The organism is Methylorubrum pseudosasae (assembly GCF_029504475.1).
Lineage (GTDB): Bacteria > Pseudomonadota > Alphaproteobacteria > Rhizobiales > Beijerinckiaceae > Methylobacterium > Methylobacterium extorquens.
The window spans coordinates 1220186-1238060 of record NZ_JAQGDU010000002.1 but is presented as its reverse complement, the minus strand read 5'-3'; the positions used below and the strand labels follow the sequence as shown (position 1 = coordinate 1238060).

Here is a 17875-nt window from a genome sequence, read left to right as displayed (position 1 = left end):
AGTTGATCGGCCTTCAGTACGGCAATTTGCTCTTAATCCGGGTCGCTCAGAACGAGGACCACGTTGGCAGACAGAACCGCTGGCAACAGATCGAGCCCAAGCATGGTATACTGCGACCTCGGAAGCTCCCTGAACCAGATAGCAAGCAGAGGGGCAGGGACTAGAAGCCCGCTCTGGTAATCGGCCTCAAAGGCGGCGCTAAGAGGAAAGTCCTGTGCAGATGAGGCTGCGCGTCCGGCCTAACGTCCGACCCATGCCAGCGTCAGGAGGTTTGAGCGGTGAAGATCATCGCCTATTCGCTTCAGCCCTTGATCTCGCTTAAAACAGCCAGGCTCTGCAGGCGGAGCGGGATACCAATACCCTAGCCTTCAAGGGGCTTCAGCACGACAATATTTAGTTCCAAGCGTATCACCACTTCCGGCTCTGCCTTGCAGATCGGCCGCAGGCAATAAGCGTCGCCATCGAGAATGTCTTATGCGGGGTGAGCTCGGAGGGTTGGCAAATCGACTGTGGGTTGAGTCTCAGCCACCCTCCAGGCTCATTTAGTGCGAGTGTCTTCGGCCGCTGATACACGTGAGCCGGCCATAACAGGTACTTACGCAACCGCAGGCGGGTCAATTTGGCAAAAATCGGTACAAAAATGCCCAAACCCTGCAATCACAGCCTTCCCATCTGATCACGCGTCTGTGATCTTACGTCGCGTCCCTGGGGAGGAACCTATGACTTTGAGCGAGCGCCGCTTTCTACAAGCGATGTGCATGCGCCATGAGACTTGGTTCAACCGGCGCACCCCTCATGTGGCCGCCGTAATTCGCCGCGCCAAGCTTAAGTAGGCATCTTGTGCTAGGTCAAAGAGCAGGTCTTTGCCTCACAATGACAATGTGATCGAATTAGTATTGCCTGACAGAACGGGTTGATCGCTCTTCGGCAGCGGCGCCGCGCCTCAGTCCAAGGAACTTGGCGCCCATCTCACCATAGCAATTTTTCAAAATTAATCTCTGACGCAGGGGCGATATGTATACAGACTCGTCTATCGGCCAGCTCAGTATCGGGATGATAATGTCGACATGCGGTGAGTGATCTTAACCTAAGACGTGCCGCTGTCGTCCTACGTGACTTGCTCAAAGCTATCAATCTGGCAGATGCTGCTCCCCTTGTTGCTGCCGATCGGGGTGCATTGCCGGATCGCGCATATGATGCCCGCAGCATAAGCGTTTTGGTCCCAATCTTACGCCGAGCGGATGTGCGCGGACATTAGCGCGGCCAGCATGCCAAGGCCGCCACAAGCCTCGCGGCTGCGGCTGCCTGAGCACGATGTTGAGCCGGCCACCGGGCGGACGGCCCGGCACGATGCTGGGCGGCCCGCTCATCAGCACCTGAAGAGGCATCGACCTGCCGGCGAGCGAACACCTGACCCTTTGCGGACATTCGAGGCGCTACCGCTCAAGGTCTGGATGGGGTGGGGAGCGGGCTTGAGCGGGGCGACCGAAACCGGACTTTCCGCATCCGACCCAACCCAGTCGTTTTGCCCGGCCTCGACTGAGTCGGGAAGCGGTCGTTCGCCCCTCTCCGTTCCGGCAGCATTGCACCCGTTTCTTTCAACAACCGGCACGGCCGTTTCATCAGTTCCGGGACCGTGGCACCACCTTGCCGAGAATGCGCCCGAGCTGGTCGGCCGAGTACGGCTTGTGCAGTAGCTCGAAGCCGTGCAGCCCGTCCTGGGCCAGCACGTGGCTGTAGCCCGACGTCAACAGGATTGGCAGGTTCGGCAGCCGGCGTTGGAGTGTCTTGGCCAGCGCGATGCCCCCCATGCCGGGCATGACCACGTCGGAGAACACCACGTCGAAGCCGGCGCCGTCGGCACCGAGCTTTTCCAGCGCCTCCTCGGCGTTGGCGGCCCAGGTCGTCCGGTAGCCAATATCCTCTAGGATCTGGGTGGCGAAGCGGCCGACCTCGACGTTGTCCTCGACTATGAGCACACACTGACCCTCGCCGCTGGGGAAGCTCTTGTCGTCCCGGAGAACTGCCGGTAGCTCGCAGGCATCACCAATGATCTTCGGCAGGTAGAGTCTGAAGGTCGTGCCGCGACCGGGCTCGCTCTCGACCTCGACGTCGCCGCCCGACTGCTTGGTGAAGCCGAAGACCTGGCTGAGGCCGAGCCCGGTCCCCTTGCCGACCTCCTTCGTGGTGAAGAAGGGCTCGAAGATGCGGGCGACCTGATCCGCGGCGATCCCACTGCCGGTGTCGGTGAGGGAGACGCACGCGAAGAGGCCGGGTGCAGCGGCATGCCCGCGGATCGGCGGCAGGTTGCCCGTATGGTTCACGCGCAATGTCAATGTGCCTTCGCCGTTCATGGCGTCCCGGGCGTTCACCGCCATGTTGACGAGTGCAGTCTCGAACTGGCTCACGTCCGCCATCACGAAGCAGGGTTCGTCCGGGATTTCGGTCGTCACGCGGATCCGGGCGCCGGTGACCGTGTCGAGCATGTCGGCGACGCCGCGAAGCCGTTCGCCGACCTCGAACATCTCCGGCTTCAGGGCCTGCCGCCGCGCGAAGGCGAGGAGTTGGCCGGTGAGCTTCGCCGCCCTGTCGACCGTGTCGGAGACCGCGTCCATGTAGCGAGTGCGGCGGTCCTCGGGTAGGTCCGGCCGGCGCAGGAAGTCGACCGACGAGCGGATGATTGTCAGCAGGTTGTTGAAGTCGTGCGCCACGCCGCCGGTCAATTGCCCGACCGCCTCCAACTTCTGCGATTGGCGCAACGCCTCCTCCGCCTGGACTAGCGCGGCGGCCTGCTCATGCTCGACCGTCGTATGCCGGCCCGTCGCGTAGATCTGGCCGTCCTCGAACGCGCCGGTCCAGGCGAACAGGCGATAGGTCCCGTCTATGTGCCTAAGGCGGTACTCGTAAGGTTCGACGAGCGGTGTCGTCATGATGCGGCCGAGGGCGGCCCGCGTCGGCTCCAGGTCATCAGGGTGGGTGAATTCGGCAAAGCCCTGCCCGACAAGGTCGGCAGCCTCCCAGCCGAGCAGGTCCGTCCAGGCCGCGTTCACCGCCAGCAGCGTCCCTTGCGCGTCGGCGATGGCAAGGAGATCCGGCGAGAGCCGCCAGGCCCGATCGAGGGCGCGCGCACGGTCGGCGACCCGGGCTTCGAGGGTCAGGTTGAGCTCCAGCAGCGCGACCGTGGCCTGCTCCGAGACGCGGCGCGCCTCCAGCATCTCGCGCTCGTAGCGTCGGCGGTCCGAGGCGTTGAAGACGGTGATCCGGATAAAGCGCACGCCGCCCGCCTCATCCTTGCGCACGACAGCGTTCACGAGGACCGGCAGCGTCGTGCCGTCGGCGCGCACGAGGTCGAGGGCGACCTCGTCGAAGTAGCCCTGCATCCTTAGCATCGGCGCGAAATGGGTCTCGTAATAGACCTTGCCGGCGATGTTCAAGAGATCGAGGAAGCGGCTTCCGACGAGGTCTTTCGCCGGGTGACCCAGCCAGGTCGAGAGCGTCCGGTTGACCTTCGAGATGCGTCCGTTCGGCAAAGCGGAGGCGTAGCCGCAGGGCGCGTTTTCGAACAGGTCCTCCAAGTCGTCCACGTCCGGCACCGGAAGGGTGGCGGGCGTTTCATCCACGGCTCGGTCCTCGAAGGAAGGCCTGGATGGCCGCAATGGTCTCCGCGGGCGCGCTCAGGTTCGGGCAATGGCCCGTCGCGTCGAGCAGTGCAAGCTCGCTGTTGGCCAGGTGTCGGTGCACGTACGCGCCAACTTCCAGTGGTGCGATTACGTCCTCGGAACTTTGGATGACGAGGCAGCGGGCCTCCACGCCCGCGAGATCGGCGCGGTTGTCTGCAAGGAAGGTCGTGCGGGCGAAGCGCTTCGCGATGTCCGGGTCGGTGCGGCAGAAGCTGTTGGTCAGTTCCTCACCGAGTTCGGGACGGTCGGCGTTTCCCATCATCGACGGCGCCATCGCCTGGGACCACCCCATGTAATTCGTGTCGAGCAAGTCGAGCAGCTCCTCGACCTGCCGGCGGGTGAAGCCGCCGACGTAGCCGTCATCGTCGAGATAGCGCGGCGAGGGGCAGACCAGGACGAGGCTCTCGAACAGTTCCGGGGCCTTTTTCGCGGCCAGAACGCCGATCATCGCGCTGACAGAGTGCCCGACGAACACGCCGCCGACCACCGACAGACCGCGGCAGAGCGCGACCACGTCGTCGGCATAGCCGTCGAGCGAGGCGTGCCTGTCGGCTTCGTAGGCAGCCAAGTCTGATCCGCCGGCCCCGATATGGTCGAACACGATCGTGCGATAGTGCTCCTCGAAGGCCGGAGCCACGAAGCGCCACATGTTCTGGTCGCAACCAAAGCCGTGCGCGAAGACCATTGGGGTCGCGCCGGTACCGGCCTGCCTCACATTGTGTCGTTGAACGACGGACAAGCCCGCACTCCTTGGAGGTCAGCTGTCTAGCATGCATCTGCTGATAGCGCTTGCCCAACATGCCTGCCATGCGAGCGGGAGTTTTTCAGGTGCGCAGGGGTCGGCCTGTCCACTTCGGAATCCGGTTGCGACCGTATCGCAGCCAGTGCTCGCTACTGAGCAAACCTCCGCTCTGACGCCTCCGCCGCGAGGAAGCGGATTGGCAGAAGTCGTCCCGTCCCAGTCGTCGGCGAAAGCGATACCGAGTAGCCTAAACGGACCTTCTGAACTTCTGCAAAGGGTCATTCGGCACCCTGGGGGCGACCATCCTGCTGGCCCGCCGCGGCCATTTCGACCGCGGCGCCCGGTTCATATCTCGGTCTGCTCTGAGAGGATCAGCGCGTCGTCAACCTCAATGCCGAGGTAGCGAACCGTGCTCTCCAGCTTGGTATGGCCAAGGAGCAGTTGGCAGGCTCGAATATTGCCGGTTCGCTTGTAGACCAGCGCGACCTTCGTGCGGCGCAGGCTGTGCGTACCGAACGCCGAAGGGTCCAGGCCGATCAAGGCGACCCAGCGGTCGACCAGCCGACTGTAGTGCCGCGTCGTGAGATGCTCTCCGAGCCGACTCCGGCTTGGAAACAGCCAGTCGCCGGCTTTCAACCTGCGCGCAGTCAACCAAGCCGCGAGAGCCTCGCGCGTCGGTTCGGTGATCTCGAACGGAACCGGCCTGCCGGTCTTGCGCTGGCAGACGGTCGCTCGGAGACGCACGGCGTCGCCCAGGTAGATGTCGCTCACGCGCAGGCCGACGAGATCACACCCGCGCAGCTTGCTGTCGACGGCAAGGTTGAACAGGGCGAGGTCTCGCGTGCGGTTGGCGAGTTGGAGGCGCGTGCGCAGGGCCCAGATGTGCTTCGGCTTCAGCGGCGGTTTGGGTCCGACGATACGGCCGCGGTTCCAGGGAACACGTGTGCTGGTGGGAACAGTGACAACTTCGGACATGACAGGCTCCTGGGTTGAGGAGCCCGCCATGAGGAACCCGATGCTGCCAGTGAGCCCAATGTTGAATGACGGCTCTCTGCAACACAAGCCGACATTGGCGCCGGCGGGCCTGGACCGTTGCTCCCGACCCTTAGCGGACCGTCCATAGATCATGAGTTTCGAACGTCTTATTGCCGTGCGCGTCTACGTGACTTCGGAGGTGTTGATGTATGCGGTGCATGTGTATCAGCCTCATCCACCGGATTAGCGCTGCCAGCGATCATTCCACCAAGGCGAAAAAGTTCAGCGCGGGCTTTGGTGTGGATGTCGGTCACGTCATCATGTCCCAGACCTGGTACGATGACCGTGCATTGATGCTCGTAACCGCTTGCCGTGTGCAAAGCGAAGGTCACGATCCAGACCGGCGCTCTTGCGGGGCCGTAAGTTGTAAATTCGATCCGGCGCGGCTCGATCCGAAACGTCTGATCCAATTTTAATTTCCCCACGATTGAGCAAGACCGAAGATTTAAGGATTGTAACGCCGAACCTCGCCCGGCTTGAGTTTAGCCGCTTTTAGATAATCGGGACTTGCCCATGCTTTATCGAACCGAAAGGCATACGCCGCGCCTTGCTGGGTTGCCGATATAAATTTTTGAATAGATCTTTCAGCGTTGAATTGATTCTCAGCCATCACAATCACCTGATATTCCTCAATAAATCGAATATCGGAAGATGTCCCTTCTGAAACTGTCGCGATAAATGGAACCATGACCCCTCAGAACGCTGTCCAGATGCACGTTCGGGGCAGCGATAGAGCCCCACACAGCTATGCACGCAACCCTAATGCGTCCGCTGCCCTGCCAAAGCAGCCCGATCTACGAGCTGAACCTGACCGCGCCGCAGCTCGACCAAACCCTTTTCTGCCCACTCGCCAAGGACCCGGCTGACCACCTCGCGCACGCTTCCAACATCAGCGGCAAGCTGTTGATGTGTTTTGGCGACGATACCGGCGGGGTCAGCCTCGATAATAAGTCGTCGTGCAAGACGCTGCTCAAGCGGCGCGAAAGCAACCTCTTCCACCAGTGCGAACATGCTGGCGAGAAGCTTGGTGTAGTCGTCCAGTACGAAGCGGCGGAATTCTTCGCTTTCAGCCATAAGCTGCCGAAATGTACTGACTGGAAAGGCCGCCAGTTCAGTGCGCTCCTCGGCAATGCTCTCGGCGGGAAATTTACCGCCGGAGAGCAGACATTGTGTGGTTAGCACACAAGTGCCGCCGCCTGTCACTTTGTAGATCAGCATCTCGCGCCCGGATTCCGACATGCGGAACACACGGGTGCGGCCCTCGATGCACATCAGGTAGTTGACGCATTCGCCTTCCAACTCGTAGGCGGTCGCACCCGCCTCGAGCACTGGAAACTGCACTGTGCCGCGGGCAATCTGAAGGTGAGCAGCGCTCAGCGCTTGCACGACGGGGAAGCGCTCGACCCAGCGCTCAATCCGGTGGCTGTCCGGCATCTGGCATAACCTCATGTCGGCTCGCTGCGCAGTATGCCCGGCCGATCTTGCGTTTCCTTCCCGCAGGGCATGGGTTTGGTGACCTGGGTCACCGACCAGCCCGGCGCCCTGTCTTAGCATCTCCTCACAACAAAAGACGAGATGAGTGTCAGGCGGCGATCCCCCCCGGCACTCCGTTGGGAGAAAACGGATGCGCGCCTTAACCCTTAGTCTCGTACTTGCCACGTTGGCCGCTGGTCCCGCCGCCGCCGAGCAGGATTTGCTGCTTGGGGCGGACATGACCTCACCATCGATGACCCAAGCCCAGATGAGCCGGGCCGATGTCGAGGCCATGATTGGCAAGGCGAACGGCCAGCCCCTCGATCTGTCGGACAAAGCACTGTCGGGCCTCGACCTGTCGGGGCTCAACCTCCGGGGCGCGAACCTGCGCACGGCTCGGCTCAACAAGGCCAATCTACGCGGCACCGACCTCAGCGGCGCAAACCTCGAACAGGCATGGCTCCTGAAGGCAGACCTTTCCGGGGCCAAGCTCACGGACGCGAAAATGTTCGGCATCACTGCGCGGGAGGCCAACCTCAGCGGGGCCGACCTCAGCCGGTCCATGCCCATCGGCGATTTCAAGGGCGCCAACATGAGCGGCGCCACGCTGGTCGATCTCAAGGGCGGAGCCAACATCAAGAATCAGTCTATGGGTCTGATGCGGGCGGTGTTCACCTCGGTGAACCTGTCGGGCGCGAACCTCAAGGGAGCCAACCTCGGCCGGTCACGCCTGGAGTATGCGAATCTCAAGGATGCCGATCTCACTGGCGTGGTGCTGATGGGCTCGGACTTGTCCGGGGCCAATTTGACCGGTGCTACGGTCACGGGCGCGGACTTCAAGAACGTCGATGTCAGCGGCGCTCGTCTCATTGACCTCCAAGGTCAGTCCGAGGCCAAGGACTGGGCGGAGAGGGTGAACATCGACCGTGCCGTCACTCAGGCATCCGATTGATCCGCCCGTTCACCAACCTGACGGCCCGCCTCTGACCTCAACGGTTTCTGTCTCCAGAAACCCAGTCAGCGGGAATCTACAACGTTCCCTGATATCAGCGAAGCCGCAAACTCGGGTTGCCCAATCGACAAGACTGGCTTCGAGCCAAAGCACGACGTTCGTCGTCCCCAGCTAAATCATCGCATCACGTGATCAAAATGATCGATACGTTCCGTTGGAGCGAACGAATGGATGCGGTCATGGTCGTGGCAGATCCAGTCCACGAGGTGCACGCACCATGCCCGCAGCAGCCTTTCTCCGATCACGCGCGCTTGCCCTGTCTTCCATCCTGCCCGGCCTGAGCCTTTGCCTCGCGGTGACGGGCGCCGCCCTCGGGCTGGAGATGGTCGAGAAGCATATCTTCGGCCGTGCGTGGCTGGAGGCTCTGGTCCTCGCCATCGTGCTGGGCACGGCCGTCCGCACGGCCTGGAACCCTGGTCGGCGCTTCGCTCGCGGTATCGCGTTCGGCGCCAAGACCGTCCTGGAAATCGCCGTCGTCCTGCTCGGCGCCTCGCTCAGCCTCGGGACGCTGCTCGCGGCCGGGCCGGGGCTCCTCGTCGGCATCGCGGTGGTGGTGGCCCTCGCCATTGCGGCGAGCTACGGCATCGGCCGAGTTCTCGGGTTGACCCCGCGCCTGGCCATCCTCGTCGCCTGCGGCAACTCGATCTGTGGAAACTCGGCGATCGCGGCGGCGGCCCCGGTGATCGACGCGGACGGCGAGGACGTCGCCTCGTCCATCGCTTTCACCGCCGTGCTCGGCGTTCTCGTCGTTCTCGGGTTGCCGCTGCTCGTGCCGCTGCTCGGACTCTCACCGATGCAGTACGGTGTGCTCGCGGGGCTCACGGTCTACGCCGTGCCGCAGGTTCTCGCCGCAACCGCCCCGGTGGCCGCCCTCAGCGTCCAAGTCGGCACCCTGGTCAAGCTGGTCCGCGTGCTGATGCTTGGGCCAGTGGTCCTGGCTCTCTCGCTCGGGATTAGCTGGCTGCGCGCGGGGACGGGCGTGACCGTACCGCACCGCACGGCCGGCGAGCGCCCCGCCTCGGGCCGGATGCCGCTGCACCGGCTGGTGCCGTGGTTCATCCTCGCCTTCCTGGCCTTGACGGGTCTTCGCTCCGCGGAACTCGTTCCCGAAGCGGCTTTGCACCCCATGGCCACGACGGCGAACGCGCTGACCATCGTGTCGATGGCGGCCCTCGGCCTCGGCGTCGACGTGCGCAGCGTCGCCAAGGCGGGACCGCGCGTCACCCTGGCGGTGGTCGCTTCGCTCGCCGCTCTGACGGCCGTGAGCCTCGGGCTTATCTGGCTGCTCGGCATCGCCTGAAATAGGCCTGCCACCCGGCGCGTACGAGCGCGTTGGAGTCCGACCTTCTGCGATAGAGACACCCATGTCGAGCTTGACCGAGCGTATGGCGCGCCTGATCGTTCATGGGGAGCGCCCCTACAATGCCGAGCCACCGCTGACCCGCCTGCGGGCCCGTTACCGGACCCCTGCGGAAGACTTCTACGTCCGCTCCCACGGCGACCTGCCGGAGATCGACGCCGCCGCATGGCGCCTGTCCGTCGATGGCGCGCATGTCGGTCCCCTCGATCTGTCGCTGGCGGATCTGCGCGCGCGTTTTTCCGAGGCGACCGTCACGGCCACGATGCAGTGCGCCGGCAACCGCCGCGCCGATATGCGGGCGGTGGCCCCGGTCTCGGGCGATCCTTGGGACGGCGGCGCCATCGGGACGGCGGACTGGACCGGCGTCCGCCTCGGCGACGTCCTGCGTGCGGCGGGCGTAGCGCCAGGAGCGAACCTCCACTCGGACCTCCATGTGGCCTTCGAGAGCCAAGATGTGGTGGAGGGACGGCCCTACGGCGTCTCGATCCCGCTCGCCAAGGCGGTCGCCGGCGAGACACTGCTGGCCTTCGCGATGAACGGGGCATCGCTGTTGCCCGAGCACGGCTTCCCCGTGCGGGCCGTCGTGCCGGGCTTCGCGGGCGTGCGCAGCCCGAAATGGCTGAAGCGCATCACGGTGCAGGACCATCCCTCGACCAACCCGATGCAAGCCGACGACTACAAGCTGTTCCCGCCGGACGTGACGGCCGAGACCGCCAATCCCGCGAAAGGCCACACCATCGAAACGATGCCGCTCAACGCCGCGATCTGCGAGCCCGCGCGCGGAGCCCGGCTCAAGGCGGGCGAGACCACCATCCGCGGGTACGCCATCGCGGGAGATCGGGCGATCGTGCGCGTCGATGTCTCGGGCGATGGCGGTCGGTCCTGGCATCAAGCTACGCTGGAACACGAGGCCGGCGCTCCCTTCGCCTGGACGTTCTGGGAGATCGTGCTGGACCTTCCGTCCGGCGAGCGCGACCTCGTGGTGCGCGCCTGGGACAGCGCCGGGCAGACCCAGCCGGCGCGGCCGGACGAGACGTGGAACTTCAAGGGCTACCTCAGCGCCTCCTGGCACCGTGTGCGGGTCGAGGTCGCCTGAGGGGCCGGCCCCCGTCAGGGGGCGGCACGGATCAGGTCGAGCAACGCGTCGGCGGCGCGACTGCGGTAGCGCTCCTTATGGCGCAGGACCCGGAAGGTTCGCGTCGGCAGAACGAAGGGCACGGCGACGAGCGCTCCGGTTCGCAGCGAGGGTCCGACCACCGCTTCGGATAGAACGCTCGCCCCGGCCCCCGCCACGACGGCGGCGAGGACAGCCTCGTTCGACGGCAGTTCGAGGGCAACCGTGAGTGCGTCCGGTGCGATGCCCAGCGCGACGATTGCCGCCTCGAAGGCGGAGCGCGTGCCCGATCCGGGTTCGCGCAGCACCCAGGAGACTGAAGCGAGGTCGGGTCGTCCCGACCGCGCGCGTGCGGCCAACGGGTGATCGGGCGCGATGACGAGGATCAGCCGGTCCTCGGCGACCGGAGTGCTCGTGAGGCTGCCGTCCTCGATCGGGCCCTCCACGAAGGCAAGTTCCGCCGTCCCGGCCCGGACCGCCTCGGCGGCCTCGGCGGTGTTGCCGATGCCGAGCCGCAGGACGATGTCGGGATAGGCCGCCCGAAAGGCGACGAGGTGCCGGGGGAGCCAGTGGCTGGCGATGGTCTGGCTCGCCTGGATGGACAGCGTGCCGCGCCGCAAGCCGCTGAGGTCGGCGAGCACCTGTTCGGCCGCCTGGGCGCGGGCGAGCACCGCGCGAGCCTCGCCGAGAAAGACGCCGCCCGCTTCGGTCAGTTCGATGCCCCGGCCGACCCGGTGGAACAACTTGACGGCGTGCCGGCTCTCCAGGGCGCTGATGGCGGCGCTGACCGCCGACTGGACGAGGTTGAGCGCCTCGGCCGCCCGCGTGACGTGCTGGCGCTCGGCGACCGCCACGAAGATGCGCAACTGGTCGAGGGTCATGGCGTCTCGGGCTCGGCGGGGGCCTTGGCCGGCGTGGTCCGGCAGGGTTCGGATACGAGCATCACCGCGCGCCTTCGCGCTTGCCCGAGACCTGCGCATCGACCGCCTCGGCGACCCGGAGCAGCCGCGCCTCGTCCGTGCGGGCCGTCACCACGTAGGACATCCCGGCATCGATCCACGAGAAGGCGGCCACGTCGTCGGCGCGGGCGTAGCGGAACACGCCGCGCCCGCCGGTCGGCCCGGCCCGGCTGTAGAGGGTCAGGCGGGTGCCCCGGTCGTCGTCGTACATCAGCATCGCCGCCGGCTCGTCTCCGGCGGGGAGCAGGCGCCCGCCCATGAGCCGGAATCCCTGCTCCCGCAGGTCCGGCACGGTGACGGGCCGGCCCAGGCGCGCGGTGAGCCATCGCACGAGGTCGGTCGAGCCGTCGGCGCGGACCTCGACCGGATGGGCGGCCTCGACCACGTAGGTGCGAAAGGCGGAGACGGCCGCCTGCGTCATCGGTTCGGCGGGTGCGCCCGGGCCCGACACGCCGCCGCGCCCAACCCACCCGGCCGCGCCGCCGAGGGCGAGCAGGAGCGCCGCTGCCGCGGCGTTCGGCCACCAACGCGGGATGCGCCTCCGGCGCGGAGCCGCGAGGTTCGCGATGCGCAGGCGGGCGGGGATCGGCTCGTCCGCCACGGGCGCGAGGCGCGCCCGCAGGCGTTCCCGCACCTCCCGGTCGGCGGCGACCCGGGCGGCTGCCTCCGGATGCGCGGCGAGCCACGCCTCGACGCGGGCGCGGCGGCCCGGATCGAGCCGTCCGTCCACGAAGGCGTGCAGGTCGTCCTCGCCGACGGGACGCGGGTCGGACGCGGTCATTTCACCCTCCGCAGATGCCCGGTGACGATCGTGGGGGCCCGGTCGAGGAAGGCGCGCATCCGGCCACGTGCCCGGCTAAGGCGCGACATCACCGTGCCGACGGGGACCGCAAGCACGGCGGCGACCTCGGCGTAGGACATATCCTCGACCGCGACGAGGAGCAGGACGGATCGCTGTTCCTCGGGAAGCGCGGCGATCCCGTCGAGCACGTCCCGCACACCCAAAGCCGCCTCGGGATCGACCCCGGCATCCGCGATCTCCACCAGCGCCTCCGGGCCGACCTCAATGCCCCGGCGGCGGCGTACGCCTTCGAGGTAGCGGTTGCGCAAAATCGCGAACAGCCACGCCCGCAGATCGCCCTCGCGACGCTGCGGCCAAGCGCGGATCGCCCGTTCCAGCGTGTCCTGAACGAGGTCGTCAGCTGCCTCGCGCTGCCGCAGCAGCGCGGTCGCGTAGCGCCGCAAGGCCGGTATCTGTGGTTCGATCAGAACGGCGAGGTCGTCCAAGGGCGGTCTCCGGATCGCGGCGCCAGCGATGCTCGCGCCGCCGTTCGGACGAGAGGTGCCGGAAGTAGCCGAACCATTCCAAGCCTGGCCCTGGCAAGCAGATCACACATCAGTGATCTGCTTGCCGGGAGCGGTGGGGAATATCATAGCCCGGCCGGCATCTCTCCCCGCGTGACCTCGACACTGCGGGAGAGACCATGCGCGGAGCACCGACGGCGATCCTCATTACCCTGCTCATGGCCGGGGGCGTCCTGGGCGGCGGCATGATGATGCGCGCCGGGCATGCGGAGACCGCCCCCAGCGGCTTCGACGCGATGATGGCCCAATCGATGGCGCGGATGCACGCGGACATGGCGGTGGCACCGTCTGGCGACCCCGACCGGGACTTCGCCGCCATGATGATCCCGCACCATCAGGGCGCGATCGAGATGGCGAAGGCCGAACTGGCCTACGGTCGCGACCCGGTCCTGCGCCGGCTCGCGCAGGGCATCATTGTCGAGCAGACGCAGGAGATCGAGGTCATGCGCCGCGCCCTCGCCGAGCGACCGGTCGCGCAGACCCCACCGACACAGCCGCCGGCCCGCCACCATCACTGAGCGGATCGCCGCCCACCGTTCCGACCATCAGCGCGAAGAGACCTTCATGATGCGACACCTCATTCCGGCGACCCTGCTGCTCGCCCTCCTCGGCGGGACCGCGCTTGCGGGCCAGGCGCCGGGGCCCGCCTCGGCGCCGGACGTGCCGGTCGGCCCCCGCGACCGGTTCTACACCTCGGACCAATTCTCCAACACGGTCTCGGTGATCGACCCGGCCGCCAACACGCTCCTCGGCGTGATCCGTCTCGGCGACACGACGCCCGCGAACCTGAGCCCGCTCTATCGCGGCCAGCTCCTGGTCCACGGCATGGGCTTCTCGCCCGACCGCAAGACCCTGCTCGCCGTCTCGATCGGCTCGAACTCGGTCAGCTTCATCGACACCGCCACCAACACGGTGCGCCGCACAACCTATGTCGGCCGCTCGCCGCACGAGGCGTTCTTCACGCCGGATGGGCGCGAGGTCTGGGTCAGCGTGCGCGGCGAGGACTACGTCGCGATCCTCGACGCGGGGACCGGCAAGGAGACGGGCCGGATCACGGTGCCGAACGGGCCCGGCATGACGATCTTCTCGCCCGACGGGCGTTACGGCTACGTCTGCTCCAGCTTCAGCCCCGAGACGGTCGCCATCGACGTGAGGAGCCGCGAGATCGTCGGGCGGATCAAGCAGGAGAGCCCGTTCTGCCCCGACATCGCGGCGACGCCCGACGGAACGCAAGTGTGGTTCACCCTCAAGGACGTCGGCCGCGTCCAGGTGTTCGAGGCCACGCCGCCGTTCAAGGCGCTCAAGACCATCGAGACGGGACCGATCACCAACCACGTCAACATCGCGCGTACGAAGGCCGGGCAGTTCGCCTACGTGACGGTCGGCGGCCTGAACCAGGTGAAGGTGTTCCGCACCGACGACTTCTCACAGGTTGCGACCGTTCCCACCGGCGTGCTCCCCCACGGCCTCTGGCCCTCGGGCGACGGTTCGCGGATCTATGTCGGCCTGGAGAATGCCGATGCGGTCGCGGTGATCGACACCGGCAGCAACGCGGTGATCGCCACGATCCCGATCGGCCAGGGGCCGCAGGGCGTGGCCTACGTCCCTGAGGCGGTGCCGGAGGGGGCCGGTGCGCCGAACCTTCAGCCGCTGGGCGCGGCGGGCCAGTCGAGCACGCTGACGCTGGCCGGGCCGGACGGCAAGGCGGCCACACAGGTCACGCTGTTCGACCAGGGCGTGCTGCAGACCCTGCAGGCGGCGGTGACGGGCCTCACGCCGAAGAAGCCCTACGTGCTGGCCCTGTCGGCCGATCCGAAGGGCGCCGGGCCGCTGGAGCCGCTCGCCGCCTTCATGACGAACCCGGCGGGCGCGGCCATCGTCAACGCCGTCGGCCCGATCCGGCAGGTGACGCAGAACGCGAACGAGACCGCGCGACGCAGCCTCGTCATCGTCGAGGGCAAGCCCGGCGAGACCGGCGCGCCGGTCCAGACGCAGGCGCCGCGCTGACGAGAGGAGGGGGCGGCCGTCGGACCGCACCCCTGTTGCAAGCCGCGCCTCATACCAATCGGTGATGACAATGGCTCGTCGCCGATTACCCGCGCGACTGCGCGGCGGCGGTCGTCCGCCGGTCGCACGGAACAAGACCATCGGTTCTGTTCCGTGCCGCTTGGTATCAGTAGGTGTCGGCGAGGTAGGCGGAGATGGCCTTGGCCTGCGCCTCGTCGATCGGCGCGTGGTAGACCTTGACCATCTTGGTCACCTCGGACTCCCAGAACGCCGCGCCTTTGCCGGGCGGCTGCATCGCGATGTAGTCCACCGAATGGCAGACGAGGCAGTTCGCTTGGGCCGCCTCGAAGCCCTCCGCGTGCGTGCCGGCCTTCGGCGCCCGCAGCTCCGCGGTCGGCTCTGGCACCGCGTAGGATTTCGGGGCGGCAAGCGCCGCGCCGGTCGCGAGGGCGAGGGCCGCCGCCAGGGCGAGAGTGATGCGGGTCATCGTAATCACTTCCTCAGGCCGCGCGCACGCGGGTGGTCTCGACCACGTTGCGCAGGTACCCGGCCGGGTTCCAGCGCGGCTCAATCGGCTGGCTCGCCCCGTCGTTGGCGATTGCCCGCACCCGGATCGCGTGTGCCCCCGGCGACAGCTCCGCGTCGAGGGTCCAGGGCCGGAAGGCGTAGGAGCCGAGATCCTGCCCGAGCCGTGCCTCCGTCCAGGTCTTGCCGTCGTCGGTCGAGACCGCCACCGACCTGATCCCGGAGCCGCCGTCGAAGGCGATGCCGCGCAAGGGGGTGCGCCCGGCCTTCACCTCCGCCCCGTCGGTCAGGTTGGTCAGGAAGGAGCGCACCGTGAAGCGGTTGATCGGCACGGTTTTGTCCGCGGTCTTGCCGGGCTCGGTGCAGGCGCAGTCGTTGTCGGGGATGCGGTAGGCCTTCTGCATCCAGAAGCCTTCGAAGGGTTTGTCGAGCACGCTGATGCTCTCCAGGTGTTTGACCCAGTAGGTGCCGTAGAAGCCCGGCACGACGAGGCGGACCGGATAGCCGTTGAGCCAAGGCAGATCCTGCCCGTTCATGCCCCAGGCGAGCATCACCTGTCCGTCGCGGGCGTGGTCGAGCTTGAGCGACTTCGCGAAGTCCGGCGTCTCCGGGATCACCGGGCCGTCGAGCCCGGTGAAGGCGACCTCCACGGCGCCCGCCTTCACCCCGGCCTTGTCGAGCACGGCCTTCAGTGGCACGCCGGTCCAGCGGGCGCAGCCCATGGCACCGTTGGCGAGCTGCCCGCCGGCCATGCGCGGCTCGAAGAAGCCGCGAGAATTGCCCGAGCACTGGTTGACCGCGACGATCTCGGTCGTCGGCATCGCCTTCAGGTCGGCGAGCGAGAGCGAGACCTCCCGCTCGACATGGCCCTTGATCGCGACCCGGTAGGTCTCGGGATCGATCTCGGTCGGGATGTCGGCGAGGTGGTAGCGGACGAAGAACGCGTCGTTAGGCGTGATGGCGCCCTCGTCGAACACCGAGAACGGGGTCTCCAGTTGCGGCGGCCGCGCGGTCATCTGGAGCAGCGGGCGTTTGCCCGGATAGGCCACCAGGGGCCGTTCGCCGTTGCCGAAGGGCAGCGTGGCGGTGTCGCCCGCGAGCGCCCGCAAGGACGCGAAGCTGCCGCCGCCGAGGCTCGCCAGGGCGGTGAGGCCCGCCCGCCTGATGAGATCGCGTCTGTCGAGCATCCGATTCCTCCCCGATCCGCGCGTGGCTCATGCCAAGGAGCCCGCGACGTGCCGGAGGAGAAGACGCACGTCGCCCCCGGTCTATTCGCGGCGGGTCGAAATAAATCTGCGGCCCGCGCCGGTCAGCCGGTGCAGGGGCGTTCCGAGAGTCCGGTGGCCCGGTCCAGGGCGAGCCGCAATCGGTCCGTCTCGTTCGGTTCGGTGAGCAGCGCGGCCGCCTCGGCCAGCAGCGCGAACCGCTCGGCCGGCACCGTCTCGGACAGGAGGACGAAGCGGCGGCGCCCGCTGTCCCAGCGTGCCACACGCAGGCCGCCGCTCCCTTGCGCGATCTCAAGGCCGGCCTGCGCACGCGACGGTCCGCTCCAGACGGCCAGCCGGCAGCCGTGACGCCCCTCGTAACCGGCGAGGCGACCGACCGAACTGTTACCCTCGGACACATAGACCAAGCGGAAGCCGGCCGCCCCAAGATCGAGGGGGAAGCCATTCAGGCCGCCCGCGAGCCGCACGTCGTTCGAGGGCGAGCCCGCCGAACTCCAGGCCGTGAAGGCCGCGCGCGCGGGGTCGGTTGGCGCGCGAGACGACAGGGCCAGCCAGCGCGGTGCCGACGAGGACGACCAGGGCCGCGGCACACGCCCATCCGAGGGAGGCGCGGGCGATCGGTGCGCGCCGGGGCGGCACGGCCGCAGCCTTCACCTCCCGTTTCACCCCCTGTTTTAGCCGAGTCAGGGTCGCGACCCGCGCGGCCAGGACCGGATCGCGGGCCAGCGTCTCCGCGACCGTGCGCCGGTCCTGCGCATCGAGTTCCCCATCGACGTAGGCATTGAGGGTCTCCCAGAGCATCACGGCCCCTCGCTCCCATCGGACGGCCCGGCGATCCGTTGCAGCATGATCCGCCTCGCCCTGTGCAGACGGCTCATGACCGTGCCGACGGGAATGCCGAGCCGTTCGGCGGTCTCCCGGTAGCTCAGGCCTTCGACGTCCACGCAGCTCACGACCTTTCGGCAGGGTGCATCGAGGGCGGCGAAAGCCTGGCGCACGGCGATGGCCTCGATCAGGCGATCGTCGAACCCTTCGTCGGGCCAATCCACGAGATCGTCCTCGCGGCGGGTCCGGTTCCGGCGGAGCCGGTCGATCCAGGCGTGGCGCACGATCCGGAACAGGTAGGCGCGGGCCGCCCGCGGTTCGCTCGGCGTCGTCCCCGTCGAGAGCGCCTTGAGGGCGCTCTGCTGCATCAGGTCGCGCGCGGCGTCGGGCTCCCGCGTCAGCGTCAGCGCGTAGCGGAACAGGCGCGGCCACGCTTCGACGAGGTGCTGACCGATGGACCGCATCCTGATGTGTCATCCTCCTCGCACTCCATAGCACATCGATGCATGTCCACACAGAGTCGCAACGGTCGTCGATGGTTGTGGATGTCGG

18 protein-coding genes are annotated in these 17875 nt (G+C 66.9%); 6 read left to right on the top strand and 12 right to left on the bottom strand.

What is annotated here, in order from left to right; all coding sequences use genetic code 11:
• Positions 1-1622: 1622 nt before the first annotated feature.
• From M2437_RS06705 to M2437_RS06695, 3 genes are all read right to left on the bottom strand, one after another.
• The gene (locus M2437_RS06705) at positions 1623-3584 is read right to left on the bottom strand and encodes a PAS domain S-box protein (protein ID WP_132249305.1); all 1962 of its coding nucleotides are present in this window, start codon (positions 3582-3584) and stop codon (positions 1623-1625) included.
• Positions 3585-3612: 28 nt separating this feature from the next.
• Positions 3613-4419: an alpha/beta fold hydrolase gene (locus M2437_RS06700; protein ID WP_277570236.1), complete on the bottom strand. Its 807-nt coding sequence runs from the start codon at positions 4417-4419 to the stop codon at positions 3613-3615.
• A gap of 348 nt (positions 4420-4767) precedes the next feature.
• Positions 4768-5397, bottom strand: a complete 630-nt coding sequence (locus tag M2437_RS06695; protein WP_132249177.1) for a tyrosine-type recombinase/integrase — start codon at positions 5395-5397, stop codon at positions 4768-4770.
• Between the two features lie 218 nt (positions 5398-5615).
• Here M2437_RS06695 and M2437_RS06690 point away from each other — a divergent pair, with 218 nt between their 5' ends.
• On the top strand, positions 5616-5873 hold the full coding sequence (locus M2437_RS06690) for a hypothetical protein (RefSeq protein WP_253386890.1): 258 nt from the start codon (positions 5616-5618) through the stop codon (positions 5871-5873).
• Between the two features lie 29 nt (positions 5874-5902).
• Here the strand turns inward: M2437_RS06690 and M2437_RS06685 are convergent, their stop codons facing one another.
• Both M2437_RS06685 and M2437_RS06680 read right to left on the bottom strand, forming a co-directional pair.
• Positions 5903-6145, bottom strand: a complete 243-nt coding sequence (locus tag M2437_RS06685) for a hypothetical protein (RefSeq protein WP_132249179.1) — start codon at positions 6143-6145, stop codon at positions 5903-5905.
• Between the two features lie 71 nt (positions 6146-6216).
• A complete protein-coding gene (locus tag M2437_RS06680) occupies positions 6217-6891 on the bottom strand; it encodes a Crp/Fnr family transcriptional regulator (RefSeq protein ID WP_132249181.1) in 675 nt (224 codons plus the stop codon).
• Between the two features lie 190 nt (positions 6892-7081).
• On the opposite strand from M2437_RS06680, the gene M2437_RS06675 reads away from it, so the two are divergent.
• The 3 genes from M2437_RS06675 (at position 7082) to M2437_RS06665 (ending at position 10398) form a co-directional block, all read left to right on the top strand.
• Positions 7082-7882, top strand: a complete 801-nt coding sequence (locus M2437_RS06675; RefSeq protein WP_132249183.1) for a pentapeptide repeat-containing protein — start codon at positions 7082-7084, stop codon at positions 7880-7882.
• A 277-nt stretch (positions 7883-8159) separates the two neighbouring features.
• On the top strand, positions 8160-9242 hold the full coding sequence (locus tag M2437_RS06670; RefSeq protein WP_132249185.1) for a YeiH family protein: 1083 nt from the start codon (positions 8160-8162) through the stop codon (positions 9240-9242).
• 64 nt (positions 9243-9306) lie between these two features.
• Positions 9307-10398, top strand: a complete 1092-nt coding sequence (locus M2437_RS06665) for a molybdopterin-dependent oxidoreductase (RefSeq protein ID WP_253386889.1) — start codon at positions 9307-9309, stop codon at positions 10396-10398.
• A gap of 14 nt (positions 10399-10412) precedes the next feature.
• Here the strand turns inward: M2437_RS06665 and M2437_RS06660 are convergent, their stop codons facing one another.
• The 3 genes from M2437_RS06660 to M2437_RS06650 form a co-directional block, all read right to left on the bottom strand.
• Entirely contained in the window at positions 10413-11297 is an 885-nt protein-coding gene (locus M2437_RS06660) for a LysR substrate-binding domain-containing protein (protein WP_132249189.1), read from the bottom strand.
• Between the two features lie 61 nt (positions 11298-11358).
• Positions 11359-12156: an anti-sigma factor family protein gene (locus M2437_RS06655; RefSeq protein ID WP_132249191.1), complete on the bottom strand. Its 798-nt coding sequence runs from the start codon at positions 12154-12156 to the stop codon at positions 11359-11361.
• Positions 12153-12662, bottom strand: a complete 510-nt coding sequence (locus tag M2437_RS06650) for a sigma-70 family RNA polymerase sigma factor (protein ID WP_132249193.1) — start codon at positions 12660-12662, stop codon at positions 12153-12155. Before M2437_RS06650 ends, M2437_RS06655 begins: the two co-directional genes overlap by 4 nt.
• Before the next feature lie 197 nt (positions 12663-12859).
• Here M2437_RS06650 and copM point away from each other — a divergent pair, with 197 nt between their 5' ends.
• Together copM and M2437_RS06640 are read left to right on the top strand one after the other, a co-directional pair.
• Entirely contained in the window at positions 12860-13258 is a 399-nt protein-coding gene (gene copM / locus M2437_RS06645) for a CopM family metallochaperone (protein ID WP_132249195.1), read from the top strand.
• 49 nt (positions 13259-13307) lie between these two features.
• Positions 13308-14747 carry a YncE family protein gene (locus M2437_RS06640; RefSeq protein WP_132249309.1) on the top strand — a complete coding sequence of 480 codons (1440 nt, stop codon included), beginning with the start codon at positions 13308-13310 and terminating at the stop codon, positions 14745-14747.
• A gap of 166 nt (positions 14748-14913) precedes the next feature.
• Here the strand turns inward: M2437_RS06640 and sorB are convergent, their stop codons facing one another.
• The 4 genes from sorB to M2437_RS06620 form a co-directional block, all read right to left on the bottom strand.
• Positions 14914-15234, bottom strand: coding sequence for a SorB family sulfite dehydrogenase c-type cytochrome subunit (sorB, locus tag M2437_RS06635; protein ID WP_132249197.1), 321 nt, complete (start codon positions 15232-15234; stop codon positions 14914-14916).
• A 13-nt stretch (positions 15235-15247) separates the two neighbouring features.
• Positions 15248-16459, bottom strand: coding sequence for a SorA family sulfite dehydrogenase catalytic subunit (gene sorA / locus M2437_RS06630; RefSeq protein ID WP_132249199.1), 1212 nt, complete (start codon positions 16457-16459; stop codon positions 15248-15250).
• Between the two features lie 122 nt (positions 16460-16581).
• A complete protein-coding gene (locus M2437_RS06625) occupies positions 16582-17088 on the bottom strand; it encodes a hypothetical protein (RefSeq protein WP_499006546.1) in 507 nt (168 codons plus the stop codon).
• Between the two features lie 210 nt (positions 17089-17298).
• Positions 17299-17787 (bottom strand): RNA polymerase sigma factor, encoded by a 489-nt coding sequence (locus M2437_RS06620; RefSeq protein ID WP_132249203.1) that lies wholly within the window; start codon positions 17785-17787, stop codon positions 17299-17301.
• Positions 17788-17875 lie beyond the last annotated feature (88 nt).

Bases quoted from the DNA above. Each gene is read 5' to 3' on its own strand.
- M2437_RS06695 (WP_132249177.1), bottom strand. From the start codon at position 5,397: ATGTCCGAAGTTGTCACTGTTCCCACCAGCACACGTGTTCCCTGGAAC.
- M2437_RS06690 (WP_253386890.1), top strand. From the start codon at position 5,616: ATGTGTATCAGCCTCATCCACCGGATTAGCGCTGCCAGCGATCATTCC.
- M2437_RS06685 (WP_132249179.1), bottom strand. From the start codon at position 6,145: ATGGTTCCATTTATCGCGACAGTTTCAGAAGGGACATCTTCCGATATT.
- M2437_RS06680 (WP_132249181.1), bottom strand. From the start codon at position 6,891: ATGCCGGACAGCCACCGGATTGAGCGCTGGGTCGAGCGCTTCCCCGTC.
- M2437_RS06675 (WP_132249183.1), top strand. From the start codon at position 7,082: ATGCGCGCCTTAACCCTTAGTCTCGTACTTGCCACGTTGGCCGCTGGT.
- M2437_RS06670 (WP_132249185.1), top strand. From the start codon at position 8,160: ATGCCCGCAGCAGCCTTTCTCCGATCACGCGCGCTTGCCCTGTCTTCC.
- M2437_RS06665 (WP_253386889.1), top strand. From the start codon at position 9,307: ATGTCGAGCTTGACCGAGCGTATGGCGCGCCTGATCGTTCATGGGGAG.
- M2437_RS06660 (WP_132249189.1), bottom strand. From the start codon at position 11,297: ATGACCCTCGACCAGTTGCGCATCTTCGTGGCGGTCGCCGAGCGCCAG.
- M2437_RS06655 (WP_132249191.1), bottom strand. From the start codon at position 12,156: ATGACCGCGTCCGACCCGCGTCCCGTCGGCGAGGACGACCTGCACGCC.
- copM (WP_132249195.1), top strand. From the start codon at position 12,860: ATGCGCGGAGCACCGACGGCGATCCTCATTACCCTGCTCATGGCCGGG.
- M2437_RS06640 (WP_132249309.1), top strand. From the start codon at position 13,308: ATGCGACACCTCATTCCGGCGACCCTGCTGCTCGCCCTCCTCGGCGGG.
- sorB (WP_132249197.1), bottom strand. From the start codon at position 15,234: ATGACCCGCATCACTCTCGCCCTGGCGGCGGCCCTCGCCCTCGCGACC.
- sorA (WP_132249199.1), bottom strand. From the start codon at position 16,459: ATGCTCGACAGACGCGATCTCATCAGGCGGGCGGGCCTCACCGCCCTG.
- M2437_RS06620 (WP_132249203.1), bottom strand. From the start codon at position 17,787: ATGCGGTCCATCGGTCAGCACCTCGTCGAAGCGTGGCCGCGCCTGTTC.